Raw genomic sequence first — 25,170 nt, 5'->3', positions numbered from 1 at the left:
CCTTGCCAAGCAAAGAGTTTGAAACCCTACCAAATATCTATTTGGTAGGGCCAATGGGGGCAGGAAAAACAACCGTAGGGCGACATTTAGCAGAATTGTTAGGACGTGAATTTCTAGACAGTGATCATGAAATTGAACGTAAAACAGGTGCGACCATTCCTTGGATTTTTGAAAAAGAAGGGGAAAAAGGCTTTAGAAGTCGTGAAACGAATGTCATTGATGAGTTAACTGCAAAAAAACAACTGGTCTTGGCGACTGGCGGTGGTGCTGTGACTCAGCCCCCAAATCGTGAATTTTTAAAACAACGTGGTATTGTTGTTTATCTATATACTCCGGTGGAAATTCAGTTACAACGAACTTACCGCGACAAAAATCGCCCACTTCTTCAAGTGGAAAATCCAGAGCAAAAGCTACGAGATTTATTGGCTGCCCGTGATCCGCTTTATCGTGAAGTCGCGCACTATATTATTGAAACCAATCAAGGTGCTGCGAGAGATCTTGCGCAAAAAATTTTTAATTTAATTGTTTCACAAAATATATCTCGTTAGAAAAGGTTAAATTCATGCAAACCTTACATGTTGAACTCGGTGATCGTCGCTACCCTATTTTTATTGGGAGTGACCTCGATCCACAAACTTTACTTGAGCCTTATATTCAGGGTAAACAAGTGATGATTGTCTCTAATACCACAGTTGCACCGCTCTATTTAAAACATTATGTAGAAGCAATTGAGGCATTAGGGAAAACTGTTGCGACATGTATTTTGCCTGATGGTGAAAAGTATAAAAATTTAGACCATTTGAATTTAATTTTTGATGCCTTGCTTGAAGCAGGCTTTAACCGCGATTGTACGGTTTTGGCATTAGGTGGTGGTGTTATTGGAGATATGACCGGTTTTGCCTCTGCATGCTATCAACGTGGTGTATATTTTATTCAAGTGCCGACGACTTTACTTTCTCAAGTGGATTCAAGTGTTGGTGGCAAAACAGGGATTAACCATCCACTAGGTAAAAACATGATTGGTGCCTTTCAGCAACCCCAAGTGGTCCTTGCGGATATGGCGCAATTAAAAACTTTGCCAGCGCGTGAACTTTCTGCAGGTTTGGCTGAAGTGATCAAATATGCGTTGTTGGGTGATGTTGAATTCTTAACTTGGCTTGAACAGCATATGGATGCTTTAGTTGCAGGTGATGCAACTTTGTTGGCTGAAGCGGTTTATCGTTCATGTGCCCATAAAGCGCGTATTGTGGCCAATGATGAAAAAGAACAAGGTGAGCGTGCGTTATTAAACTTGGGTCATACCTTTGGCCATGCGATTGAATCGTACTTGGGGTATGGTGAATGGTTACATGGCGAAGCCGTTGCAACAGGGATGGTGATGGCTGCAGATTTGTCCCATCGTATGGGCTGGATCACAGTTAAAGATTTAGAGCGTACAAAAAAAATCATTTTACGTGCACAATTACCGATAGTTTGCCCTAAAATTCCGCTAGAGGAATTTTTGGCGTATATGTCCCATGATAAAAAAGTATTGAATGGGCAATTACGACTTATTTTACTGAAATCATTAGGTCAGGCCATCATCACCAAAGAGTTTGATGTCGAATTAATGAAACAGGCAATTTTGGCAAATCAGGCAGAGTAGGTACATCATGGCAGCGCGGCAGTCTCAATGGCAAAAAGTTCATCACTACACATGGTTGGTGGGTGGAGCTGTGTGTCTGTTCGCTGCATTGGTTTTCTGGGCGATTACAGATACCAAAGAATTGGTTGAAGTTGAAAAGCAAGCTGAAACCGAAGTGGATTTGCAAATTCAGCCAGAGAAAGTGGCAGCAATGTCCCATCTTGGTGCATTAAATGAAGAAGTACGTCCACTTGATATGACGACCCGTGTGGTTGCTACAGCTCAACATGAGCCAGAATTTCGCGGCACTAAATTTATTAATGACTCTGCCAAGCTTTATGGTGTTGAATTATTTCGGGTTTCTGAAGAAGATATTTTAAAAAGCTTCTTACGCAAGCAGCCTGAGCGTCACAAATTTATTTATCTTCGTCTTTCAGGTGAAGACCATCCTGAGCAATACGTCATTTTAACTGGACCATATTCGTCGCAAAATGATGCCAAAGCTGCAATGTCGAGCCTCAACATTGCTTTGCCTGCTTCAATTAAACCTGAAGTGGTGGAATTTAAACAATATCAAGCATATGTGAATGACTTGGGCACGGAAGAAATGTCGTCGAGTCAAAAGTTATATGCTGTTAAATTAAAATCTGTGCCTTTACCGAAAATTGATGAAGCTCAAATCGCCGCACGAAAAGCGGCGGCTGCAGCGACGGTAACAACACCCACTAATGCAACGACAAGTACTACGGTGACTCGTCGTGATGCTGAAGGGAATGTGATTGATGTGCAAAAATCACAAAGTAGTGTAGATGCACCACGTCCAAAACCTGCACCGGTAGAACAAGAAGTAACCGATCCATTTAATTAGTTCTAAAATAGCGCAAGACCTCTTAGGAAAAGTCTAAACTGCACAGAAAAAGTGCATAAAATTAAAAAAGAACAATTTGAATTATTTGTTATAACTAAAAAATGCTTGTAATCAGCCATCTTAGGAGAAAATGCATCAAGTTGGCATATAAATTGCTTAATTGGTGCGTAAATTGAACTTTTCTCCCTGTTTTGGCGCGAAAATGATTCGATAAAAGTGCGAAGTCATTAATCCAGTCGTTATCCCTGATCTGAACTGCAAAAGCAGAAAATTTGACTTTTTATTCATGCATCAAAGGTGAATTCGGTTTATCTTAAGGGTGTGAATAAGAAATAATTTTGCTCGACAGAACAATTCATGTGAGTAAGTTAAGACGAATCGCAACAAGAAATTAGTTTGTTAAGTGCTCGAAAGAGCTGTAAAGAAAAGAAGGGTACGCTATGCACATGCCATCGCCTAATACTGTAGCTCCCGCTCAAGGTTTATACCAACCGGATGAGTTTAAAGATAACTGTGGTTTCGGTTTAATCGCCCATATGCAGGGTGATGCAAGCCATGATCTCGTCAAAACCGCAATGCATAGTTTAAGTTGTATGACCCACCGTGGTGGTATTGCCGCAGATGGCAAAACCGGTGACGGCTGCGGTCTACTCCTTGCTATGCCAAAAGAATTTTTCCGTGAAGAAGCGAAAAAACTCAGTGACATTACATTGAGTGAAATCTTTGCTGTGGGTACGGTATTTCTAAATCTAGACCCTGCATTAGCCGCACATGCAAAACAAATTTTAACCAAAGAAATCGAAGACGAAGGCTGTAAAGTCATCGCTTGGCGTGTTGTGCCAACCAATAACGATGCGTTGGGTTCAATCGCGATGCAATCATTGCCAGCCTTTGAACAAATTATCGTGAATTGCCCAATGGGTGTTTCAGAGGTTGAATTCAACCGTAAGTTGGTGATGGCACGTCGTCGTGCAGAACAACAGCTGACTGCTGACCCATACTTCTATGTAACTACTTTATGCTCAACTGTGATCAGCTATAAAGGTTTGATGATGCCAGCAGCGATTGCTGACTTCTATACCGATCTTGCTGATGAGCGTTTAAAGTCACACATCGTGGTATTCCATCAGCGCTTCTCAACCAATACATTACCGCGTTGGCCTTTGGCACAGCCGTTCCGTTACTTGGCGCACAATGGTGAAATTAATACCATTACCGCAAACCGTAACTGGGCGATGGCGCGTACACCAAAATTTGAAAACCCATTATTGCCAGGTTTAACTGACCTGAACCCAATTGTAAACCGTACAGGTTCAGATTCTTCAAGCTTAGACAATATGCTGGAAATCCTTGTCGGCGGCGGTATGGACTTGTTCCGTGCGCTGCGCATGTTGGTTCCGCCAGCTTGGCAAAATGTTGAAACTTTAGATGCGGATTTACGTGCATTCTATGAATTCAACTCGAAACATATGGAAGCTTGGGATGGTCCAGCAGGTCTGGTAATTCAAGATGGTCGTCATGCAATTTGTATGCTTGACCGTAATGGTTTACGTCCAGCACGTTGGGTGATTACCAAAAATGGTTACATCACCTTGGCGTCAGAAATTGGTGTTTGGGGTTATGAACCTGAAGACGTTGTGTCTAAAGGTCGTGTCGGTCCAGGTCAAATTTTGGTGATCGATACCTTTACTGGCAAAATGCTCGATACTCAAGATGTGAGTAATCACCTCAAACGTATGCGTCCGTACCGTCAGTGGTTACGTGAAAACTCAGTACGTGTACAAGGCAGTCCAGAGCTGGAAGAATATTTATGTGATCAAGGCTTAAAAGGCGATGACCTGAAAGCTTCACAAAAAATGTTCATGGTTACCTTTGAAGAGCGTGACCAATTGCTTCGTCCAATCGCTGAAAGTGGTCAGGAAGCCGTGGGCTCAATGGGTGACGATACGCCAATGGCAGTATTGTCTCGTCAAGTGCGCCATGTGTCTGACTACTTCCGTCAGCAGTTCGCTCAGGTTACGAATCCGCCAATCGATCCATTACGTGAATCGATCGTAATGTCGTTAGAGACATGTCTCGGCCGTGAACAAAATGTATTTGAACAAGGTCCAGAGCATGCAGATCGTCTGATCATTTCAAGCCCAGTACTGTCAAATTCGAAAATGCATCAAATCCGTACCCTTGGTCGTAAAGGTTACGAGATTGCAGACATTGACCTGAACTATGCAGAAGATGAAGGCTTAGAAGCTGCCATCGCGCGTATTTGTGAAGAATCTGCACAAGCGATTCGAGACGGAAAAACTTTACTTGTATTGTCTGATAAGAAAATCCGTCAAGGCTTCTTACCTGCAAATGCATTAATGGCAACAGGCGCGGTTCACCACTATTTAATCAATGTGGGTCTACGTACAGATGCCAACATCATTGTCGAAACAGGTTTGGCGCGTGATGCGCATCAGTTTGCGGTGATTCTTGGTTTCGGTGCGACTGCGATCTATCCGTACCTAGCTTATGACGTGATCAATGACTTGATCGCGAAAGGCGAGTTATTGGGTGATCCAATTCATGCGCAAGCTAACTTTCGTAAAGGTATTGAGAAAGGCTTATTGAAAGTCCTTTCTAAGATGGGTATTTCTACTGTTGCCTCTTACCGTGGCGGTCAGCTGTTTGAAGCGGTCGGCCTCTCTGATGAAGTGGTTGCAAAATGCTTCACTGGCGTACCGAGCCGTATTAAAGGCGCAACATTCTCTGACCTAGAAAATGACTTGAAAAAATTGGCAGATTTGGCGTGGAAATCACGTAAGCCAATCGATCAAGGCGGTATGCTGAAGTTTGTATTCGGTAAGGAATATCACGCATTTAACCCAGACGTGATCAATGCGCTGCATAAATCTGTACGTTCTGGTAATTATGCGGACTTTAAAGAATACGCAGAGCTAGTGAATAACCGTCCAATCGCGACGATTCGTGACTTATTCAAGCTCAAAACAGATCAATCGATTGCACTCGATCTAGTTGAATCCGTGGAAGAAATTCTGCCACGTTTTGACTCGGCTGGGATGTCTTTAGGCGCATTATCGCCTGAAGCGCACGAAGCTATTGCAATCGCTATGAATACCATTGGTGGTCGCTCGAACTCAGGTGAGGGCGGTGAAGACCCAGCGCGTTACGGCACTATCCGTAACTCGAAAATCAAACAAATTGCATCTGGCCGTTTTGGTGTGACCCCTGCATATCTTACATCTGCAGAAGTCCTTCAAATTAAAGTGGCTCAAGGTGCAAAACCAGGTGAAGGTGGTCAGTTGCCGGGCGGTAAAGTGAATGGCTTAATTGCACGTTTACGTTACTCAGTACCGGGTGTGACATTAATTTCTCCGCCGCCGCATCACGACATCTACTCAATCGAAGATTTATCACAGTTAATTTTCGATTTAAAACAGGTTAACCCACAGGCGATGGTGTCCGTTAAGCTGGTTTCTGAGCCGGGTGTCGGTACGATTGCGGCAGGTGTAGCAAAAGCATACGCAGACTTCATTACCATTTCTGGTTATGACGGTGGTACAGCGGCTTCTCCACTTTCTTCAATTCACCATGCAGGTTCACCATGGGAACTTGGTCTATCTGAGGCGCATCAGGCGCTTCGTGTGAATGACCTGCGTGGCAAGGTCCGTGTACAAACTGATGGCGGCTTGAAAACGGGTCTAGACGTTGTGAAAGCAGCGATTCTTGGGGCAGAAAGTTTCGGTTTCGGTTCTACACCGATGATCGCATTGGGTTGTAAATACCTACGTATTTGCCACTTAAACAACTGTGCGACCGGTGTTGCAACACAACAAGATCATTTACGTCAGGAACACTATATCGGTGAGCCTGAAATGCTGATCAACTTCTTCCACTTTATTGCGGAAGAAACACGTGAATGGCTGGCAGCGCTTGGTGTAGCAAGCTTGAAAGATTTGATTGGCCGTACAGATTTACTGGAAATGCTTCCGGGTGAAACTGAAAAACATGCACACCTTGATTTGAGCGCATTGCTCCAATCGCATCCTGCGGCTGAAGGCAAAGCACAGTACTGTGAAGTACAAGGTAATGCACCATTCGATAAAGGCTTATTGGCTGAGAAAATGGTAGCTGAAATGCTTCCAGCGATTGAGGCAGGTACAGGCGGTGAATACGGTTTTACCATTGGTAACTGTGACCGCTCAATTGGTGCACGTATTTCGGGTGAAATTGCAAAACGTTATGGCAACCTCAGCATGGAAGCGCATCCTGTTAAAGTGAAATTAACAGGTACTGCTGGTCAGTCTTTGGGTGTTTGGAACGCAGGTGGTTTACACATTAGCCTAGAAGGTGATGCGAATGACTACGTGGGTAAAGGTATGGCGGGTGGTCGTGTGTCGATCTTCCCACCAAAAGGTTCACCGTTCCAAACGCAAAATACTGCGATCATTGGTAACACCTGTTTATATGGTGCAACCGGCGGTAAATTGTTTGCTGCAGGTACAGCAGGCGAACGTTTTGCAGTACGTAACTCAGGTGCGTTTGCTGTGATTGAAGGTGCAGGCGACCACTGCTGTGAATACATGACGGGTGGTATCGTGACTGTATTGGGTAAAGTGGGTCATAACTTTGGTGCGGGTATGACAGGCGGTTTCGCTTATGTGCTCGATCTCGACAATGACTTTGTTGACCATTACAACCACGAACTGATTGAATTGAACCGTATCTCTACAGAGTCGATGGAAGAACATAAAGAGTTCTTGTGCCGTATCTTAGATGAACATATTAAAGAAACAGGTAGTGCTTGGGCGTATAAGATCCGCAACGAGTTTGACTTCTATAGCCGCAAATTCTGGCTTGTGAAACCAAAAGCTGCTAATTTGCAGACTTTGTTGAAAACAACTCAAGCTGATCCACAATAATTCCACTACTGCAGATTTGATAGGCAGGTGTAAGTCCAAACATGCTTACACCTACCCACGGAGAGAGACATGGCAGAGCGCCTAAATAATGACTTTCAGTTCCTGGATGTAGCACGCCAAGATCCAGAGAAAAAAGATCTAGTTGTCCGCAAAGCAGAATTTGTGGAAATCTATAAACCGTTTACAGCTGAAGTTGCAAAAAACCAAACACACCGCTGCTTAGGTTGCGGTAACCCGTATTGTGAATGGAAATGTCCAGTACATAACTACATTCCAAACTGGTTAAAACTGATTGCAGAAGGTCGCATTTTCCAAGCGGCAGAACTGTGTCATCAAACCAACACATTGCCTGAAGTTTGTGGTCGTGTGTGCCCACAAGACCGTTTATGTGAAGGCGCGTGTACGCTAAATGACGGCTTTGGTGCAGTTACCATTGGTAATGCTGAAAAATACATTAACGATACAGCCTTTGCATTGGGCTGGCGTCCAGATATGTCACACGTTAAGTGGACAGACAAAAAAGTTGCAATTATTGGTGCAGGTCCTGCCGGCCTTGGCTGTGCCGATATTCTTGTACGTAATGGTGTGAAGCCAGTCGTATTTGACAAGCGTCCTGAAATTGGTGGTTTGCTGACATTTGGTATTCCAGAATTCAAAATGGAAAAAGACGTAATGAAACGTCGCCGTGAGATTTTCTCGGGCATGGGTGTTGAATTCCGTCTAAATACCGAAATTGGTACAGATGTGACGATAGATCAGCTATTGGCTGATTATGACGCTGTATTCATGGGTATGGGAACCTATACCTACATGAAGGGCGGTTTCGCGGGTGAAGACCTTGTTGGTGTTCATGATGCACTAGATTTCTTGATTGCCAATGTCAACCGGACGCAAGGTTGGGAAAAAGATCCATCTGAATACATCAGCATGGAAGGCAAAAAAGTGATTGTTCTGGGTGGTGGTGATACTGCGATGGACTGTAACCGTACCTCGATCCGTCAAGGTGCCGAATCCGTTGTTTGTGCCTACCGTCGTGACGAAGAAAACATGCCGGGTTCACGTCGTGAAGTGAAAAATGCACGTGAAGAAGGTGTGGATTTCCAATTTAATCGTCAGCCGATTGAAATTGTGGGTGAAAATGGCAAAGTGACGGGTGTTAAAGTTGTGACTACACAGCTTGGCGCACCTGATAGTCGCGGTCGTCGTAGCCCTGAACCAGTTCCGGGTTCAGAAGAAATTTTACCAGCAGATGCAGTATTGCTAGCCTTTGGTTTCCGTACCAGCCCCGCAGATTGGTTTACTACATCAAACATCAGTATGGATGGTTCAGGCCGCGTCATTGCTGCTGAACAGCAAGAATTTAAGTTCCAAACATCGAATCCGAAAATTTTTGCCGGCGGTGATATGGTACGTGGATCGGACCTTGTGGTAACCGCAATCTGGGAAGGTCGCCAAGCTGCAGAAGGTATTCTTGACTACTTAGATGTTTAAGTCATGACATGCCAGTGATTGCACTGGATTCATTCAAAAAACCCGCTTCGGCGGGTTTTTTATTTTTTGGAATTTACCTCAAATGACACGTAAATGGATTTTGCAGATAAATACGCTGAAAAGTTGTCAGACAGCGCTTTAGAATGGTGAATTATGCAAGTGTGCTAGCACATTTTGCCATGTGTGAAAGAGCTTAGGAATTACATACTGCGATCATGATCTAAATCTTAGGAAGCGACCATGACGCAAGTGACGACACAAAAAACATATCTAAATCGTCCTAAAGCCATTGGCATTACGGTACGTCGAGCACAGTTCAATCCTAAAGCGATTCGCCGGCATTATTTTGCCAATTCACCGGTGATGTCGCATTTGTTGACGGCATTGTCATCGACCTTTCCCATTGGTGAGCAATTCTTTGTGCATAGCGTGCGCAATGTACGCGATAAAGTCAGTGATGAAAAATTGCAAGCTGAGATCGCAGCATTCATTGGGCAAGAAGCGATGCATTCCAAAGCCCATGCTGAATTTAATGATGCTTGGCGCAGTGAAACCTATAATTTAGATCGTTTCCAAGCATGGCTGGCACGTAAAGATAGCTATGTAAAAAACTTACATCCAAAGATTCAACTTGCAATCACCTGTGCTTTTGAACATTTTACCGCTTTACTTGGTGGCTATATTTTAAGACATCCAGAAGTGCTCAGTACTTTAGATGATGATGCAGTGAAACTTTGGGTGTGGCATGCGATTGAAGAGATTGAGCATCGTGCGGTAGCATTCGATGTATATCAGCATGTCTATGGAGATGACAAAATACGTCGCATGATTATGCGCAGTGTGACCACGGGTTTTGCAAGTCTTACGTTTTATTCTGCAACGAAGCTATTTATGCAGGATAAGAAAAAAAGTTTACCAAAGCTGGGCGGAAATATTTTCGGGGCGTATTTATTGGCAAAAATGTTTATTCAACTGGCGCCTGAATATTTGTCATATTACAAAGCAGAATTCCATCCGAGCGAAATTGATTACAGTCAGATCGTGAACTATTGGAAAGAACGCCTTGCTGATGAATATCAAATGGAAAGTTTTCAGACTGAAACAACACCGCAATTGTATAGTTAATTCAACATGATAAAAAAAGCCCGAATAATGGGCTTTTTTTAATGCTGAATATTTTAGGAGTAGATGAATTTAATCACAAAGAAAATACATAATTCATTGGAAAAATAAGGTTAGAATGAATTTATTTAAACAATTACAAATAAATACTTGAGGTTAAGGGTTATGAATTCAATGAAAAAAAGCATGCTCGCAATCGCATTAGTCAGTACATTGACCCTCAGTGGTTGTGGCTATAACACATTACAAGTCAAAGACGAGGCCGTTACAGCAGCATGGTCTGAGGTGCAAAACCAATATCAACGCCGTGCAGATTTGGTACCTAACCTTGTCAATGTGGTTAAAGGTTACGCGAAACATGAGGAACAAGTACTGACCGAAGTGACTCAAGCACGTGCCAATGTTGCGGGCTTAAAAGTGGATAAGGAAGTTTTGGAAGATCCAGCACTGTTCCAAAAATACCAAGAAGCACAGGCACAAATGACTAGCGCACTTTCTCGTTTAATTGCAGTCTCGGAAAATTATCCAGACTTAAAAGCCAATGAGCAATTCCGTGATTTACAGGTGCAGCTTGAAGGCACTGAAAACAGGATCGCTGTCGCACGTAATCGCTACATTACTACGGTACAAGACTTTAATGGCTATGCACGCCAGTTCCCGCAAGTGATGACAGCTAAAGTCATCGGTATGGATACCAAGCCTAACTTTAGCGCAGAGCAAAGTGCACAAACTGCACCGAAAGTTGATTTTAATTAATTGGCATCACTGCATTGTGAGGTGGGCTGATGGTGGATTTTGAGCTAAAACATACAGGTTTGTTGTGGTTGCAGCGCATGGTTTTAGCATGCTTATTGTGTGTGGTGGGTTTCACACATGCAGAAACTGCCACCGCTACAGATGTAGATGCTGAAACAGTTGTTGTCGGTAAAATATTAAAAGATCAACAATCAGCTACGCAAAAAGAAACAACAGCAGAGCCTGAAATCAAAATTCAGCAGCCGAGTATTGCCAATGATATGGCAGATGGCGAGTCGATTCGTGGCTTGCCGACGCTAAATGAACCGGTAGTTGATCAGGCAAACTTACTTTCGGCTGCTGAAAAGCAAGCCATTAGTCAGAAAATTCTACAGTTGCACGAACAAGGTAAGGCACAAATTGGTGTCGTGATTGTGCCAACCACGGGTCAAGAAGATATTTTTGATTACGCCATGCGTGTTGCAGAAAAATGGCAACTCGGTTCAGCAAAACGTGACAATGGGATATTGATGGCGATTGCAGTGAATGATCGCAGAATTCAAATCCTGACGGGTTATGGGCTGGAAGGAATCATGCCCGATATCATCGTTAGTCGCATTATTCGAAATCAAATCACACCGTATTTTAAGCAAGCTCAGTATGCTCAAGGCATTGATGCTGGCTTAACGGAAATAACACGTATTTTAAATCAAGACCCTGAAGTTGCTGCTCAAGCAGCCCAAGAGCTGAAAGAACGTCAGGAACAAGCCTTACATGAGCAGCAAGCCAAAGAGAAAACGTTTACAACGGTTCTCATTATTTTGGTGATTGGTATTTTTGCGTCCTTTATTGTGGGTAAGCGTTTAAGTGCGTCAACTGCTGCTGTTGCTGGTACCGTTGCGGGTTTGGTCAACGGTGCAGGTCTACTCACCAGTCTGTTGATGGGTGGAGCAATTTTCTTTCTACTCATCACTGCTATTGCTCAAACTCTTTTTCAAATGTTCCTTGCCGGTGGTGGGGGTGGTGGAGGCCGTAGCGGAGGGGGGGGCTTTGGTGGCGGAGGCTATAGCGGGGGTGGTGGTGGCTTTGGCGGTGGAGGAGCATCAGGTTCATGGTAACGAAAACAGAAACAACAGAAATTGTCACCTGTCCTAAAACACAGGAAATACAGCAACCAAGTTTTAAACGCTGGTTGAAGCACTTCTTTTATATGCCCGCAGCAAACCGGTTTTTTAATAAGCAAGATCAGCAGGCCATTGCCCAAGCGGTGACAGAAGCTGAGCATGGCCATGTGGGCGAAATACAGGTGGTGATTGAGGGACATATTCCGTCAAACCAAGCCTATTATCAAAACACTCGCGCACGTGCTGAACAGCTGTTTGCTGAACTCGGTGTGTGGGATACCGAGTTTAATAGCGGCATATTGCTGTATTTGAATATCTGCGAACGTCATGTAGAAATTGTTTTTGACCGTGGGCTGCGTCAAGCAACCAATGACAAAATTTGGCAAGACATTTGCCAAAATATCATTGCTAAAATGCAAGACAAAGACTATCGCAATGCGCTGACGAATGGCGTAACTGAAATAGGAATGGTACTGAACACGTTTTATGTTGATAAAACACAAGACCGTGCCAACGAATTATCCAATGCACCAATCGTACTACGTTAATAAGCAGGTTTAAAAGTGACACAAATCGTCACTTTTAAACACAAAAAGAGACGTAACAATTACAAAAAAATAAAAATATTTTTTTAAAGTGCTGTTTTTTCTGTCGTTTTCACTATAATAAATCTTGGCACGCTCTGTGCTATTTATAAAACAAGCTACATAGCTTTATTAAATAATTAAATTAAAAAACATTTGTGGAGAATGTTATGAAATCAGTTCAAAAGGGTTTCACCCTTATCGAATTAATGATCGTTGTTGCAATTATCGGTATTCTTGCTGCGATTGCGATTCCGCAATACCAAAACTATATTGCTAAATCTCAAGTTAGCCGTGTGATGTCTGAAACTGGTGGTTTAAAAACAGTAGTGGAAAGCTGTTTAAATGAAGGTCGTGGTTTAGCAGCAGCTACAGCACCATGGCATTCTAATCTAACAACAGTAACTAGCTTACCAGCAGATGAATGTGATTTAGGTGCAACGGCTTCAACACTTCTCGATGCTACTGCTGGTGCAGCGCAAGGTGATGGTGCTGCTGTAACAGCTGGAACAAATGGTTATCCACAAGTAGCTAGAACTGGTACAGGTGCTGATCAGGTTGTAACTATTACTTCAACTTTTGGTAGTTCTGCTGCCGCTTCTGTAGTGGGTACAGGCACTGCTGCAAATACTTTGGTTTGGGAACGTGATAATCAAGGCACTTGGCGTTGCTTTACAACTGTAGATTCTAAATTCCGCCCAAATGGCTGTACTGCTTCTTCTTAATTTAGTTTAAGAATAAAAACCCTCTTAGGAGGGTTTTTTTATTGGGATGAAAAATCTATGAAAACCATAATTGCCTTAATTTCGTTAAATGTGCTGCTTTTTTGCATTGCATGGGGTTTGGGCTTAAATAGGATATGGTTCAATATAGATTACGTGATCTGTTGTTTGGTATTGGCATATGGTTTTAAACGTATAGGCATAGCATGCTTGGCTTTTTCTATATTTGCAGATGTTTTATTGTTGTTAGGGCAGGTTTTTCCATTTTTTAGACTTGATGAGATTATTTATATCATTAAGTTTATTTTTATTTCATCAATATATTATCAGTTTTTATTGATACTGCTAAGTGTCATATATATAGGCATTCTATGGCGATACTATTCTATTAATTGGAATAAAGAAAAAACATTATATATAGTTTTCTTTATAGCGATAATTTTTGTTGGTGAAACTTTATATTCTCAGTCTTTAAATATGACTAATAGATTGATCAATAGTTTGTTGTCCAGTTTTGTGGAAAAGCAATTTGTTGGTTTTAACCAAAGTCTATATGAAAAATCAGAAAATTTGAAAAATGAAGCTATATCTCAGGCTACCAAGGAATTAAATAATCAAATTAATCGCAAAGAAATTATTTCAAATAAGATATTATTTGTTGTTGTTGAATCATTAGGGCTGCCTAAACAAGATGCGATTACTTATAAAATTCTACAGCCGTTGAGGTTTTTACAAAACGATAAGATTTCTCCTCTAGTCATACAATCTCCGCAATATATGATGGCGACTGTGCATGGCGAGCTGAGAGAGTTATGTAGTGCAGTTCCTCAAAATTTTAATTTACGAGATTTAGACAAAGGTTTTGAAAATTGTTTACCTAATAAATTGAAAAAATTAAATTTTAAAACAAGTGCATATCATGGTGCGCTTAGTATTATGTATGACCGTAAAGACTGGTATCCAAGAGCGGGTTTTGAAAAAACATTTTTTTATGAATCTAAACCTTGGAAAAGCCGTTGCTATTCTTTTCCTGGAATTTGTGATACTGAAATTTCAGATGCTATAGCAGAGCAATTTAAATCAAATGATAAGCAATTTGTCTATTGGTTAACGTTAAATAGCCATGCACCATATGATCTTAGAGATATTCAATATGATTTATTGAAGTGTGAAGAATATGATATTGATGCAAACTCGATGTCTTGCAGGAATCTCAAGCTGCAAGCGCAATTTTTTTATGTTTTATCTAAAATGATTCAGCAACCACAGTTTTCAAATACACAAGTAATCATAGTCGGCGATCATAGTCCCATTATTTTTGATCAGACCGAAAAAGCAAACGTATTTGATGGAAATAAGGTGTTAATGCTGAAATTTAATGTCAAATAATCGTGTAATTATTTTAAAGCTATTAAGTAATCTGCAGTTAGTAATGCTAATAAACTGACAATAAATGTGTATAGTTGACGAATTTTATTATTATAATTCAACAATTTAATTCTTTGGCATGGTTTTTGATTGACTGAGTTGTGCTAAAGGAGAGTAAATGTGAAATATAGAAAAGGTTTTACATTGATAGAGCTGATGATAACTGTAGCAATTATTGGGGTGTTGGCTGCAATTGCTGTAATGCAGTATCAAACGCATGTTATTCGTTCTCAAATTGTTTCAGCTGTGGCAGAACTGAATGGGGCAAGGCCCCAATATGAACTTATTGTAAATGCAGCTTCATCTTCTGGAAGTGCTGTTTATAGTGTTAGCAATATGTTTTTTTCGGCAACTTCTGAATATTGCACATATCAGGTATATTCACCTGTGCAATTAAACGCTGTGCCTGCTTTGGAGTGTCAGCTTAAAAAGGGGCCTACTTCTTTACTAGGTCAATCAGTATTTCTAAACAGAAGTGCTGATGGTGTATGGAGTTGCAGTACATCATCAGGTATTTCTGACAAATTTAAACCTAGAGATTGTATTTAAAAGAATACACAATTGTTGATGAGAAAATGTCGAAACGGAATAAATTTTTTTTAACTCATTTGGTGATTTCAGTTGCGATTGGTTTGCTGATTTTGAGTTTGGTGCTTTTAGGCTGGTATCCAGCACCGCTGGCAGAGGCATTAGGTGTTTATCATATCTTGTTGATATTACTGCTCATAGATATGATTATAGGACCAATATTAGGTTTTTTCGTATACAAAGAAGGCAAAAAATCACTAAAAATAGATTTAACAGTGATTATTGTTTTGCAGTTGGCAGCGTTGATCTACGGCCTTTTTTATATTTATCAAGGACGGCCTGTAGCATTAGCATTTCAAAATAATCAATTTGAATTGGTGCGTTACAATGATATTGTAGCTGGTGATAAAACGCCGGAAATATCTTGGTTTAATCCTAATGTTGTGGCAGTAGAAATGGGGAAAACTGCGGAGCAAAAAAATCATTATTTCTCTGAAGAGATGCGAACAGGGGTTATGGCGGCATATCGACCAGAACGCTATATAGCGATCGATACAGTTGAAATGCAGCTGCTAAATGAAAAACGTTCTCTGGGCGAACTTGTAAAATATAATATTCAAATTGAAATAGATTCTGTACTTAAAGATTATCCTACTGCTGTAGGCTGGTTGCCGCTTCGTGTGATGAGTGGTCTAGATATGGTTGTATTAATCGATGAAAATGGTGCTGTGGTTAAAGTGGTAGACTTAAGACCTTGGAAATTAGCTTAATAAAAAAACCTGCTTAAGCAGGTTTTTTATATTAATCAATTAATCTTAAATCTGACTCTGAATATAATTCTCAATACTCACAGTTTCAATCAAATCTAACTGAGTAGTGGCCCAATCCAACCATTCTTCTTCTTTTTCTAAAACTTCTTGAACCAAATCTCGAGTGACATAATCTAACTGTTCCTCTGCTAGCTTAACCGCGGCTTGAATAGCTTCGATGTTCTCTTTGACTTTACGTACATCACAATTTAAGACTTCAACGGTATGTTGTCCAATATAGAGTTTACCTAGGTGTTGTAAATTGGGTAAACCTTCTAAAAATAAAATACGTTCAATTATTTTATCAGCATGCTTCATTTGACGAATTGATTCTTTATACTCTGCAGAACCGAGTTGCTCAATGCCCCAATCGTTAAACATACGTGAATGAAGAAAATATTGGTTAATTGCAGTTAAATGATGATAAAGCACCTGATTTAACTGATTAATTACATCACGATTGCCTTTCATGTCTGACTCCTTAACTGCAATAAAGCTCGAATTAAGCAATATAAATTCGATATTAGAATAGAAATATCTTAAACAACAAAGTGCAATTTAGCGAGTATTTTATAGAACAGCAAATGAAAATCACAATCAAAACAAGGCGCTAATTCTCAGGACTTTAATAAATAAAAACCCGCTTAGAGTCAGAAGCGGGGGAGGAGGAATGGTCTAAAACCATTGGTTTTATAATTATGATTGTTGATGAAACTTAAAAACTTGGTTTAAGCAGCAATTGCGATACGGGCTGCAATTTGTGCAACTTCATCACTGATGATCATGCGTGCTTCAGGAGCACAGCGACCACAACAGGTGCCTAAATCGAGCATATCGCGAACTTCACGATAGCTTTCTGCACCATTGGCAATTGCATCTTTAATGTCTTGATCAGTAATACCACGGCACAAACAAACGTACATGAAATAAAACCAAGTGAATAAATGGGATAAGTAATATTATTGATAACTATTATCGTTTGTCAATAAAAATCATTTAAAAATACTATAATGCTGATTGAGTTTTTGAATAAAAAAATGTCATTTAAGCGGAAATCTGAGTAATGCTCAGATTTCCATGAAAGGCTTTTGATCTTTTAGTATGAGATATTTCGCGAAAGGCTTAATCAGAGTTTACTAAATTATTGATTAATAATCACCACGCCATCCATTTCAACTAGTGCACCTTTTGGAAGGCTAGCAACACCGAGTGCTGCGCGTGCAGGGTAGGGTTGAGCAAAGTATTCGCCCATAATTTGGTTGACCAATTGGAAGTTAGAAAGGTCAGTGAGGAAAATATTCAGCTTAGCGATATCTGCTAGCGTACCACCTGCAGCTTCACATACCGCTTTTAAGTTGTCGAATACACGGCGAATTTGAGCTTCAATGCCTTCTACCAGCTCCATGCTATATGGATCTAAGCCAATTTGACCTGATAAATACAAAGTGTCGCCCACTAAAATGGCTTGTGAGTAAGTACCAATTGCAGCGGGTGCATTTTCAGTATGGATTACCTGGCGGGACATCTATTTCTCCTATTATCATCACAGACACAACATATATAAATAAGCGGTGTCAGGTTAGCTGGCAACTTTCGCAGGCTCAGCAATGGCAACAGGTTGTGCCAAACGACTGATGCGTGGGAAGCCAAAATGCATTCTTAAATTACGGATAATTTCGGCAATTTGTTTACGGTTATGTACAACAATATTCACATAGGTTTTTTCTTCATGTGAGCGGACAGTCTCTACACCGACTTTTTCTTTACGGCATAGATAGATCAGTTCTGAAATTTGCTCATCATTTAACAGCATGTTTAGGCATAAATAGGCTGTAAAACTAATGTCTTCACTGTCTTCTGTGGTCCAGTGTAAAGGCATGATATTTTCAGGATGTAAATGCTGTTCATGTAATAAATTATGACAACGTGAACGGTGCACAATTAAACCACGACGTGATAAATGACCTTGAATTGGATCGCCTAAAACTGGGTTGCAGCAGTGCGCATATTTAACATCGACACCGTCAGTGCCCAAGATCAAGCGTGCAGAGTTTGAAGTCTGAATGGTGTCTTGAGCATATAAATGATTGGCAACCAATTGAGGTAGTAAGTCACCCACGGCAATCTGTTCAAATAATTGTTCTTTATCATTTAAATGACGCCAATTCAGTACATTTTCCCAATCGGCTAATGTCAAATCACTCACAGAACGGTTAAAGAGTTTTAATGCGCGATTTAAAGCTTGCTGACCAACTAAACGTTGTTCGTCTTGGTCTTGGTCACGAAGGATATTTTGTAATGCACGACGGGCTTTTTGGGTATTAATAAAGCTGAGCCAGTCAGGATTCGGTGTTGCAAGAACATCGGTGATAATTTCAACCACTTGACCACTTAGTAATGGTGTTGAAAGGGGCTTGGTTTCCCCATTAATTTTCGCACCAACAGCATGGTTGCCCAAAAATAAGCTTGCTGAATAAGCAAAATCAACAGCTGTTGCACCCTGAGGGAGTTCATGCAAATGACCGTGTGGGGTATAAACCCAAATTTTTTCTTGATGTAGATAATCCAGTAATTCACTAAATGTGGTCTTTGCACATGCGCCATCGACTAACACGTTTAAATTTTGCATGGAGGCTTGGATCGCTGAACGACAAGCTTGCGGTGCATTTTCACCGAGGACCACACCAAAGCGCGCTGCTTTACGCATCAGCTCTGTTTGGATGGTCAGAGACAAAATAGTTTTTTCACCTTTTAAGCGCATCATCAGTGACTGGTTTCCACCAGGGAGTGGGCGACGGATATGATCGGCGTAATTTAAAACTTTAAAGCTTTCTTTGAGGATGTCTGCAAGTCGGTCACAGTCTGCGATACTTTGTAAAATAATTTCAAAGGCATGACTATGGGTGAGCTCTTGCAGATCGATATCGTTTTTTACAAAGTGACGAAGTAATTCAATATTATTATTTTTCTTTTTAATTCGACCTGAAATATGGTGCTGTTCAAGTAGGGTAGTGAGGTTGTTTTCCCACTTGGTTTGGTATTCGCAGCGTTTCGGTTTGGTTTGTAATAAAGCTTCTTGAACATTGTTATACATATCTAAATCTAAATTTTGATAACACAAATGTTCAAGGTTGTCGGCCATTTCATTCATACCGACAAGACGTGCCATAGGTACAAAAATTTCAAAGGTTTCTTGGGCAATACGAGCACGTTTGTCAGGGCGTAAAGCACCTAGTGTGGTCATATTATGATAGCGATCTGCTAGTTTAATAATAATGACACGTGGGTCTTGTAGTGTGGCTTGCAGAATTTTACGGAAAGATGCTGCCTTATTATATTCTTTATCACTAGAGTGGCTGAGTTTTGTGACGCCGTCGACGAGTTCAGCAACGGTCAGGCCAAATTTTTCAGTAATATCTTGTTTGGTAAATTCAGTATCTTCGATGACATCATGTAGTAAAGCGGCCATTAAAGTTTCCGCATCAAGACGCATATGCGCCAAAATACAGCTCACCGCAATTGGGTGAAGGATGTAGGGTTCGCCACTTTTACGTGTAATGCCATCATGGGCAATATCCGCATAGTCGCAAGCTTCAAGCACGCGTTCGACATCACTTACTGAAAGGTAAGCGTCGATTATCACATTTAACTGTTGCTTGGCTTGGCTGACCATTGGGCCTGGCATAGAACACCCTTTTACTACTGATTTACAAATGAAACGGTTAATACTTTAATGAAATGCATATTGCATGACTTGTCAATTTTTTAGTTTAAAAAAATGAAAATCTTTTTCGCTTGCTTTGCACTTCTTAAGCTTATGTTATAACTGTTCTGAGTAAAATATTAAAGAGAATCCATAAAAAAAGCCTAGTTAAAAACTAGGCTTTTAAGGTCAGGTTTATCTTATTGGAAAGAAAAACCGTCTAAGTTTAGGTTATTTGCAGAAAGTGCAAGGTCTAAACTTGAAGTTTGGTAGTCTTGTTCACGTTGTTTCAAAATGTCTTTAGAAACGTGACCCGCTGCGATTTCACGAAGAGCAACAACGGTTGGTTTGTCATTGTCCCACTCAACAGTAGGTTCGATACCTTGACGTGCCAATTGACGCGCGCGTTTGCTTGCCACTAGTACAAGCTCAAAGCGGTTGTCTACATGGTCTAAACAATCTTCAACGGTTACGCGTGCCATAAGAATTCTCGTTTGAATATAAAATTTTAACAGACTGTGCAGTATAAGGTGCTTTGTCTATAGACTCAAGTTTTAATCACTGTTCCGTAGGGGTGATTAATTTCTCAATCAGTTTTTCATGGCGCATAGCTTGTTGTTTTAAAACAAGACGATTGGCAATAATCACGGACTCTAAGTCATGCAGTGCTTTATTAAAGTCATCATTAATAATGATATAGTCAAAATTAACGTATTGCTGCATATCTTCTACGGCACAGCTAAGACGATGTTCAATGACTTCAACAGAGTCTGTACCACGATTGGATAAACGTTGACGTAAATCGAACTGACTCGGAGGGAGAATAAAAATTTGTCTAGATTCAGGAAAAAGTTTACGAACCTGTTCAGCACCTTGCCAGTCAATTTCAAGTAAAACGTCATGACCTTTGGCCAATTGTTCTTTTACTGTGCGCTGTGCAGTACCGTAATAATTACCAAAAACTTCTGCATATTCAATGAAGCCACCTTCATTTACTAAAGATAGAAAATCTTCTTTTTTTGCAAAATGGTAATGTACGCCGTCTAATTCGCCAGGACGCTGACCACGAGTGGTATGAGAAACAGAGACATGTAAATTGTTTACACGTTCAAGCAGGGCTTTAACGAGGGATGTTTTGCCCGTTCCCGAAGCAGCAGAAACGACAAACAAGAGACCCGACATGATATTTTTCCTGATATGATAAAATATCTTCTCTATTTTAGAGTAGACGCGCGCCAAACAAAATAGTCAGACGTCTATTGTTTACATTTATTTCAAGTGATACCCGTAAAATTGAGTGGGCATTGAGGATTCTATGGAAATTGTTTTAGCTAATCCACGCGGTTTCTGTGCAGGTGTTGATCGCGCCATCGCGATTGTGAACCGTGCACTGGAATGCTTTAACCCCCCAATATATGTGCGTCATGAGGTAGTACATAATAAATTTGTGGTGGACGACTTGCGTCAACGCGGTGCGATATTTGTGGATGAACTGGATGAAGTACCTGATGACAATATTGTGATCTTCAGTGCGCATGGTGTATCTAAAGCGGTACAACAAGAAGCTGAACGCCGTGGGCTAAAAGTTTTTGATGCGACCTGCCCTTTGGTGACCAAGGTGCATATAGAAGTGACCAAGTACGCACGTGAAGGTGTGGAAGCCATTTTGATTGGTCATGAAGGTCACCCTGAGGTTGAAGGGACAATGGGCCAATATGACACCAAAAATGGTGGTTCGATTTATTTGGTTGAAGATGAACAAGATGTTGCTGATCTAAAAGTGGTGCATCCTGAAAAAGTAGCGTTTGTAACTCAGACAACGCTTTCTATAGATGACACAGCAAAAGTCATTGATGCCTTACGTCAGAAGTTTCCTGAAATTCAGGGGCCGCGTAAAGATGATATTTGTTATGCTACTCAAAACCGCCAAGATGCCGTACGTGATCTGGCTGAGCAATGTGATGTTGTACTGGTTGTGGGTTCACCGAACTCTTCGAACTCGAACCGATTACGTGAATTGGCTGAACGGATGGGTAAGCATGCGTATTTGGTAGACAATGCAGATCAGTTGCAACAAGAGTGGTTTGATGAACACACTAAAATTGGTGTAACTGCAGGGGCATCTGCACCTGAAATATTAATTAAACAAGTAATTCAGCGCCTACAAGATTGGGGAGCAAAAGCACCGCAAGAGCTTGATGGCCGCGAAGAAAATATTACATTTAGTTTGCCAAAAGAGTTACGTATTCCTGTAACTCAAGCATAAAGTGTTAATGACTTAACATTCTGAATTTTTTTAAGAATTGACAGATAATTGCTTTTTGGCAATTATCTGTTTTTTTATGCCTTTTATCCTGATTTGTGTTTGTTTTGTAATTTAATTAGATATTATTTTTAATAGGGTAAAGTTTGGCGCGCCTTGGGGGGAGTATGCAGAAAAATAAAGGATTTACGTTAATTGAGTTGATGGTGACGATTGCTGTGATGGCGATTATTGCCATGCTGGCTGCGCCTTCGTTTGGAGATATGTTACAGCGTCAAAATTTAAATAAAAGTACAAAAGAATTGGTTGCTACTTTAAATCAGGCAAGGGCAAAAGCTGCTTTAGAGCGAAGAGAAATTACAGTTGAATTGTTATCTGCGGATGAAAATACTGACGATACATTAAATTGGATGCCAGTGGGTAAGTCTACTCTAAAAAGTGGTCAAGCGACGGAAATTGTTTTTATGCCGACAGGCTTAGTGAAAGATCCAGCAGCAAATCAAATCATTGCCACAAATACGAGTTTTGAAATTTGTGACACATCTTCTGATCCTAAATATTCCAGAATGGTCACAATATCTAAAATGGGGGCGATCCAGCAGATCGTTGAAGGGGATTGTTCATGAAAACTATAAAAAAGCAAGCAGGTGTTGGGTTAGTTGAAGTTTTGGTTGCTTTGCTGATTCTTGCAGTTGGTGTGCTTGGTTTTGTAGCTTTGCAATATCGAGCAATTGAGGCATCGAGTGAGGGCGCTAACCGTGTGCAAGCAATTAATCTGGCACGAGATTTAGCTGAAAAAATTCGTGTTAATCGAGAGAACATTACGGTTTACCAAACGAGTCTTAGCGCTGGGTATGACGAAATTGACGATGTGCCAGCTGTGGAAGAGACTCCAACAAGCCCAGCTAAAGAGGCAATAATAAACGATTGCTTTAAAAATTATTGTACATCTCAAAAAAAAGCGGAATTTGATTCAGCTATATCTGTATTGGCGGCTAGGCGAGTCGGTATGACTATTAATATGATGGTTTGCCCTGGCGTATCAAATGGAAGAACCTGTATTTATGTTGCCTGGGGTGATACCAGTGCTACTAATGCGGATGGCGTAAATAACTGTACAACAAACGGTGCTTATAGAGATGAGTCAACTTGTGTGGTTATGGAGGCGTACTGATGAGAACTGAGCAAGGATTTACGCTTATTGAACTAATGGTTGCATTGGTGCTTGGCCTCATTGTAATTGCATCAGCAACGATGCTTTTTTTAACTGGCTTAAAAAGTAATCAAGTTCAGCAGGGTATGGCTGATTTGCAAGATAATGCCAATTTTGGCTTGAATTACATAACACAGGATGTCCGGTTGGCAAATTTGAATACGGCTCAGGCGAGTTTAAATGATGCATTGCTTGGTGGTGGTGTAGTTGTTAGTCCTTCCAATTTACCTCTTGCACATTCAGATATAAGTGAAGCGTTAATAAGTCGTAGCAATGGTGATGATGTTGGTAATAATAACCAATGGACTGGAGCATCGAATGTTGAACAAAACAGTGATCAGTTGGTTATACAGTATAAGCCTGTTCAAACGGGCAGTTTTGATTGCGAAGGGCGAAGAATTAATACATTGGATCGTATGATTATTCAGCGCTATTTTTTGCGAGAAGATGCTAATGCTGGTTCAGGGGAAGGTAATCCTTTGTCATTAGCATGTGATGCTGGAAGCTATAGTGATACTAACTTGGCTGATTATGGCGATGCTGGGGAAATTATCATGAAGCGAGTTGACTATTTTAGAGTGTTGCTAAATGTCAGTAATTCAAGCGGTGCGCACCGTTATATCAGTATTCATGAGTATATGGAATCAGCTGGTGAAAAGCCTCGTATTCTCGGTGTTGTATTGGGTGTATTGGCTCGCTCATCTCAATCAACTGGTCAAGAAGCTGCAACTCAGCAAAACAATGCTTTTACAGTTTTAGATCAAAATGTTGAAATTGGAGAGAATGGTAACCCGAATGGATTTATTCGTCAGGTGGTTACTCAAGAAGTTGCTCTTCGCAATGCATTGGGGGAAAGAGAATGATAAGACATCACCAAAAGGGTTCAACCTTGATCGTTGTTTTATTTATCTTATTGGCGATAACTATTATAGGAACTCTGGCAATTCGTCAAAGTATGGTCTCATTGAATATTGCAACGAATAGCCAAGCTCAGCAACTGATGATGCAAAATTCGGATGCGGCCACATTCAATATCGAAGACACAAATAACCTAGTGCGGAGTTTAGCACGTGATGGCATGTTTGGTTTTATTAAGGGTGCAGAGAACAAAGGTAAAGAGTTAGTTTTTTGTTTTAGGGGTTCTCGAGCTCAATTTTTTACACTATCGCAAGCTAGTATGATTTATCTGAACAATAGTGACACTATTGTTAATAGTGACCTTGGAGTAAATGGTTTTTGTCGAACAGGGGCGAATACAGCAAACTTTTTTACCAGTGAGCGCAGAGCTGTTATAACCCAAGTATCAGTGAGCTTTACAAATTCGACATCATCTATGCCATTCCAAGATTCAATCCGTGGTACAGATGAAGAGCTATCGAAAATCGAAAAAACAGAAAGAGTAGTCGTAAATACGACCTCACTGATGCCTGCACTTACTTCAGTAGATACTGATGATATTGATGACTGTTTAGATAGTCATATTAGTAATAGTTCGACGAATGGTGTAGCAAATTGTCTATCGGATTTAAATGTGCCTTTTACAACACATGTCACTGAATATACGTTAGGTCAGGCATTTCTTTAAGGGTGAATGAAATGAAAATTAGAAATATAGAACAACTTATAGCTCATCCTTTAAAGAAAGCATTGGCTATGAGCTTATCAGCTCTTATGACAGGATTTGTGTTTAGTGCAACTGCTTCATATGCGAGTGATATTGAGATTTATCAAGAAGCACGCTCAGGAAATATCTCTTTGATGTTTGTACTTGATATATCGGGGAGTATGGATTATTACGATGCAAATAATATTCAATATACTAGTTGTTCTAACTGGAGGTCGGAAAACTTCAATCAAAATGGAATCTCATATACGCGATGGGGGTGTGAGAGGCAGAGTAGAACGTACTTTTTTAAGCGAGTGAATATCTCAGGTAATTGGCGTTATTTATCTTGTGGAACTCAAGGTTCTGTTAATATTTCAGATTGTACTGCTGAGACTATAAGAACATCTGAGCCATCGGGATATAGTCCC

General features: G+C 40.7%; 24 protein-coding genes. 18 read left to right on the top strand and 6 right to left on the bottom strand.

The genetic code is table 11. The annotated features are described in order from the left end of the window. The first annotated feature begins 2 nt into the window (after positions 1–2). The 13 genes from aroK (at position 3) to tfpZ (ending at position 15,918) form a co-directional block, all read left to right on the top strand. Positions 3–548: a shikimate kinase AroK gene (gene aroK / locus FTU34_RS12130; RefSeq protein WP_078189378.1), complete on the top strand. Its 546-nt coding sequence runs from the start codon at positions 3–5 to the stop codon at positions 546–548. A gap of 14 nt (positions 549–562) precedes the next feature. Next, on the top strand, positions 563–1,645 hold the full coding sequence (aroB, locus tag FTU34_RS12125) for a 3-dehydroquinate synthase (RefSeq protein ID WP_180008688.1): 1,083 nt from the start codon (positions 563–565) through the stop codon (positions 1,643–1,645). Positions 1,646–1,652: 7 nt separating this feature from the next. After that, a complete protein-coding gene (locus FTU34_RS12120; RefSeq protein ID WP_180008690.1) occupies positions 1,653–2,492 on the top strand; it encodes a hypothetical protein in 840 nt (279 codons plus the stop codon). A gap of 446 nt (positions 2,493–2,938) precedes the next feature. Beyond that, complete coding sequence (gltB, locus tag FTU34_RS12115) at positions 2,939–7,414, top strand: glutamate synthase large subunit (RefSeq protein ID WP_180008745.1); 4,476 nt, start codon at positions 2,939–2,941, stop codon at positions 7,412–7,414. A gap of 69 nt (positions 7,415–7,483) precedes the next feature. Next, positions 7,484–8,905 carry an FAD-dependent oxidoreductase gene (locus FTU34_RS12110; protein WP_078189374.1) on the top strand — a complete coding sequence of 474 codons (1,422 nt, stop codon included), beginning with the start codon at positions 7,484–7,486 and terminating at the stop codon, positions 8,903–8,905. A 240-nt stretch (positions 8,906–9,145) separates the two neighbouring features. Next, on the top strand, positions 9,146–10,030 hold the full coding sequence (locus FTU34_RS12105; RefSeq protein ID WP_180008692.1) for a metal-dependent hydrolase: 885 nt from the start codon (positions 9,146–9,148) through the stop codon (positions 10,028–10,030). A gap of 162 nt (positions 10,031–10,192) precedes the next feature. Further along, the gene (locus FTU34_RS12100; RefSeq protein WP_078189372.1) at positions 10,193–10,783 is read left to right on the top strand and encodes a LemA family protein; all 591 of its coding nucleotides are present in this window, start codon (positions 10,193–10,195) and stop codon (positions 10,781–10,783) included. A gap of 29 nt (positions 10,784–10,812) precedes the next feature. Continuing rightward, positions 10,813–11,880, top strand: coding sequence for a TPM domain-containing protein (locus tag FTU34_RS12095; protein ID WP_180008694.1), 1,068 nt, complete (start codon positions 10,813–10,815; stop codon positions 11,878–11,880). Beyond that, a complete protein-coding gene (locus FTU34_RS12090; RefSeq protein WP_180008696.1) occupies positions 11,874–12,434 on the top strand; it encodes a TPM domain-containing protein in 561 nt (186 codons plus the stop codon). Before FTU34_RS12095 ends, FTU34_RS12090 begins: the two co-directional genes overlap by 7 nt. Before the next feature lie 206 nt (positions 12,435–12,640). Continuing rightward, complete coding sequence (locus FTU34_RS12085) at positions 12,641–13,195, top strand: pilin (protein ID WP_180008698.1); 555 nt, start codon at positions 12,641–12,643, stop codon at positions 13,193–13,195. Between the two features lie 57 nt (positions 13,196–13,252). After that, a complete protein-coding gene (locus tag FTU34_RS12080; protein ID WP_180008700.1) occupies positions 13,253–14,581 on the top strand; it encodes a sulfatase-like hydrolase/transferase in 1,329 nt (442 codons plus the stop codon). Between the two features lie 195 nt (positions 14,582–14,776). Continuing rightward, positions 14,777–15,169 carry a pilin gene (locus FTU34_RS12075; RefSeq protein ID WP_218948500.1) on the top strand — a complete coding sequence of 131 codons (393 nt, stop codon included), beginning with the start codon at positions 14,777–14,779 and terminating at the stop codon, positions 15,167–15,169. A gap of 26 nt (positions 15,170–15,195) precedes the next feature. Beyond that, entirely contained in the window at positions 15,196–15,918 is a 723-nt protein-coding gene (tfpZ, locus tag FTU34_RS12070) for a TfpX/TfpZ family type IV pilin accessory protein (protein WP_180035803.1), read from the top strand. A 45-nt stretch (positions 15,919–15,963) separates the two neighbouring features. Here the strand turns inward: tfpZ and bfr are convergent, their stop codons facing one another. The 6 genes from bfr to gmk all read right to left on the bottom strand — a co-directional run bounded on the left by bfr (position 15,964) and on the right by gmk (position 20,842). Further along, the gene (bfr, locus tag FTU34_RS12065) at positions 15,964–16,428 is read right to left on the bottom strand and encodes a bacterioferritin (protein WP_180008706.1); all 465 of its coding nucleotides are present in this window, start codon (positions 16,426–16,428) and stop codon (positions 15,964–15,966) included. 257 nt (positions 16,429–16,685) lie between these two features. After that, on the bottom strand, positions 16,686–16,880 hold the full coding sequence (locus FTU34_RS12060; RefSeq protein ID WP_078192519.1) for a bacterioferritin-associated ferredoxin: 195 nt from the start codon (positions 16,878–16,880) through the stop codon (positions 16,686–16,688). A gap of 218 nt (positions 16,881–17,098) precedes the next feature. Next, positions 17,099–17,482: a RidA family protein gene (locus FTU34_RS12055; protein ID WP_078189365.1), complete on the bottom strand. Its 384-nt coding sequence runs from the start codon at positions 17,480–17,482 to the stop codon at positions 17,099–17,101. A gap of 54 nt (positions 17,483–17,536) precedes the next feature. Further along, complete coding sequence (locus tag FTU34_RS12050) at positions 17,537–19,642, bottom strand: bifunctional (p)ppGpp synthetase/guanosine-3',5'-bis(diphosphate) 3'-pyrophosphohydrolase (RefSeq protein ID WP_180008708.1); 2,106 nt, start codon at positions 19,640–19,642, stop codon at positions 17,537–17,539. 218 nt (positions 19,643–19,860) lie between these two features. Then, the gene (rpoZ, locus tag FTU34_RS12045) at positions 19,861–20,142 is read right to left on the bottom strand and encodes a DNA-directed RNA polymerase subunit omega (RefSeq protein WP_067762989.1); all 282 of its coding nucleotides are present in this window, start codon (positions 20,140–20,142) and stop codon (positions 19,861–19,863) included. A 76-nt stretch (positions 20,143–20,218) separates the two neighbouring features. After that, positions 20,219–20,842 (bottom strand): guanylate kinase, encoded by a 624-nt coding sequence (gmk, locus tag FTU34_RS12040; RefSeq protein ID WP_078192517.1) that lies wholly within the window; start codon positions 20,840–20,842, stop codon positions 20,219–20,221. 133 nt (positions 20,843–20,975) lie between these two features. Between gmk and ispH the strand changes: the two genes are divergently transcribed. From ispH to FTU34_RS12015, 5 genes are all read left to right on the top strand, one after another. Beyond that, the gene (ispH, locus tag FTU34_RS12035) at positions 20,976–21,926 is read left to right on the top strand and encodes a 4-hydroxy-3-methylbut-2-enyl diphosphate reductase (protein WP_168378169.1); all 951 of its coding nucleotides are present in this window, start codon (positions 20,976–20,978) and stop codon (positions 21,924–21,926) included. A 164-nt stretch (positions 21,927–22,090) separates the two neighbouring features. Next, entirely contained in the window at positions 22,091–22,549 is a 459-nt protein-coding gene (locus tag FTU34_RS12030) for a GspH/FimT family pseudopilin (RefSeq protein ID WP_180008710.1), read from the top strand. Continuing rightward, complete coding sequence (pilV, locus tag FTU34_RS12025; protein WP_180008713.1) at positions 22,546–23,097, top strand: type IV pilus modification protein PilV; 552 nt, start codon at positions 22,546–22,548, stop codon at positions 23,095–23,097. The genes FTU34_RS12030 and pilV overlap by 4 nt, the downstream gene beginning before the upstream one ends. Continuing rightward, positions 23,097–23,999 carry a PilW family protein gene (locus FTU34_RS12020; protein WP_180008715.1) on the top strand — a complete coding sequence of 301 codons (903 nt, stop codon included), beginning with the start codon at positions 23,097–23,099 and terminating at the stop codon, positions 23,997–23,999. The genes pilV and FTU34_RS12020 overlap by 1 nt, the downstream gene beginning before the upstream one ends. Before the next feature lie 26 nt (positions 24,000–24,025). Continuing rightward, positions 24,026–24,721, top strand: a complete 696-nt coding sequence (locus FTU34_RS12015) for a pilus assembly protein PilX (RefSeq protein ID WP_257224676.1) — start codon at positions 24,026–24,028, stop codon at positions 24,719–24,721. Positions 24,722–25,170: the final 449 nt, after the last annotated feature.

Origin of the sequence: Acinetobacter sp. YH12094, from assembly GCF_013419295.1 — a bacterium.
Lineage (GTDB): Bacteria > Pseudomonadota > Gammaproteobacteria > Pseudomonadales > Moraxellaceae > Acinetobacter > Acinetobacter amyesii.
Note: the sequence above shows the minus strand (reverse complement) of the source record. Positions and strands in the feature narration are given on the sequence as shown.

Excerpts from the sequence above, each read along its gene's own strand:
- aroB (WP_180008688.1), top strand. The coding sequence starts at position 563 with ATGCAAACCTTACATGTTGAACTCGGTGATCGTCGCTACCCTATTTTT.
- FTU34_RS12120 (WP_180008690.1), top strand. The coding sequence starts at position 1,653 with ATGGCAGCGCGGCAGTCTCAATGGCAAAAAGTTCATCACTACACATGG.
- gltB (WP_180008745.1), top strand. The coding sequence starts at position 2,939 with ATGCCATCGCCTAATACTGTAGCTCCCGCTCAAGGTTTATACCAACCG.
- FTU34_RS12110 (WP_078189374.1), top strand. The coding sequence starts at position 7,484 with ATGGCAGAGCGCCTAAATAATGACTTTCAGTTCCTGGATGTAGCACGC.
- FTU34_RS12105 (WP_180008692.1), top strand. The coding sequence starts at position 9,146 with ATGACGCAAGTGACGACACAAAAAACATATCTAAATCGTCCTAAAGCC.
- FTU34_RS12100 (WP_078189372.1), top strand. The coding sequence starts at position 10,193 with ATGAATTCAATGAAAAAAAGCATGCTCGCAATCGCATTAGTCAGTACA.
- FTU34_RS12095 (WP_180008694.1), top strand. The coding sequence starts at position 10,813 with ATGGTGGATTTTGAGCTAAAACATACAGGTTTGTTGTGGTTGCAGCGC.
- FTU34_RS12090 (WP_180008696.1), top strand. The coding sequence starts at position 11,874 with ATGGTAACGAAAACAGAAACAACAGAAATTGTCACCTGTCCTAAAACA.
- FTU34_RS12085 (WP_180008698.1), top strand. The coding sequence starts at position 12,641 with ATGAAATCAGTTCAAAAGGGTTTCACCCTTATCGAATTAATGATCGTT.
- FTU34_RS12080 (WP_180008700.1), top strand. The coding sequence starts at position 13,253 with ATGAAAACCATAATTGCCTTAATTTCGTTAAATGTGCTGCTTTTTTGC.
- FTU34_RS12075 (WP_218948500.1), top strand. The coding sequence starts at position 14,777 with ATGATAACTGTAGCAATTATTGGGGTGTTGGCTGCAATTGCTGTAATG.
- tfpZ (WP_180035803.1), top strand. The coding sequence starts at position 15,196 with ATGTCGAAACGGAATAAATTTTTTTTAACTCATTTGGTGATTTCAGTT.
- bfr (WP_180008706.1), bottom strand. The coding sequence starts at position 16,428 with ATGAAAGGCAATCGTGATGTAATTAATCAGTTAAATCAGGTGCTTTAT.
- FTU34_RS12060 (WP_078192519.1), bottom strand. The coding sequence starts at position 16,880 with ATGTACGTTTGTTTGTGCCGTGGTATTACTGATCAAGACATTAAAGAT.
- FTU34_RS12055 (WP_078189365.1), bottom strand. The coding sequence starts at position 17,482 with ATGTCCCGCCAGGTAATCCATACTGAAAATGCACCCGCTGCAATTGGT.
- FTU34_RS12050 (WP_180008708.1), bottom strand. The coding sequence starts at position 19,642 with ATGCCAGGCCCAATGGTCAGCCAAGCCAAGCAACAGTTAAATGTGATA.
- rpoZ (WP_067762989.1), bottom strand. The coding sequence starts at position 20,142 with ATGGCACGCGTAACCGTTGAAGATTGTTTAGACCATGTAGACAACCGC.
- gmk (WP_078192517.1), bottom strand. The coding sequence starts at position 20,842 with ATGTCGGGTCTCTTGTTTGTCGTTTCTGCTGCTTCGGGAACGGGCAAA.
- ispH (WP_168378169.1), top strand. The coding sequence starts at position 20,976 with ATGGAAATTGTTTTAGCTAATCCACGCGGTTTCTGTGCAGGTGTTGAT.
- FTU34_RS12030 (WP_180008710.1), top strand. The coding sequence starts at position 22,091 with ATGCAGAAAAATAAAGGATTTACGTTAATTGAGTTGATGGTGACGATT.
- pilV (WP_180008713.1), top strand. The coding sequence starts at position 22,546 with ATGAAAACTATAAAAAAGCAAGCAGGTGTTGGGTTAGTTGAAGTTTTG.
- FTU34_RS12020 (WP_180008715.1), top strand. The coding sequence starts at position 23,097 with ATGAGAACTGAGCAAGGATTTACGCTTATTGAACTAATGGTTGCATTG.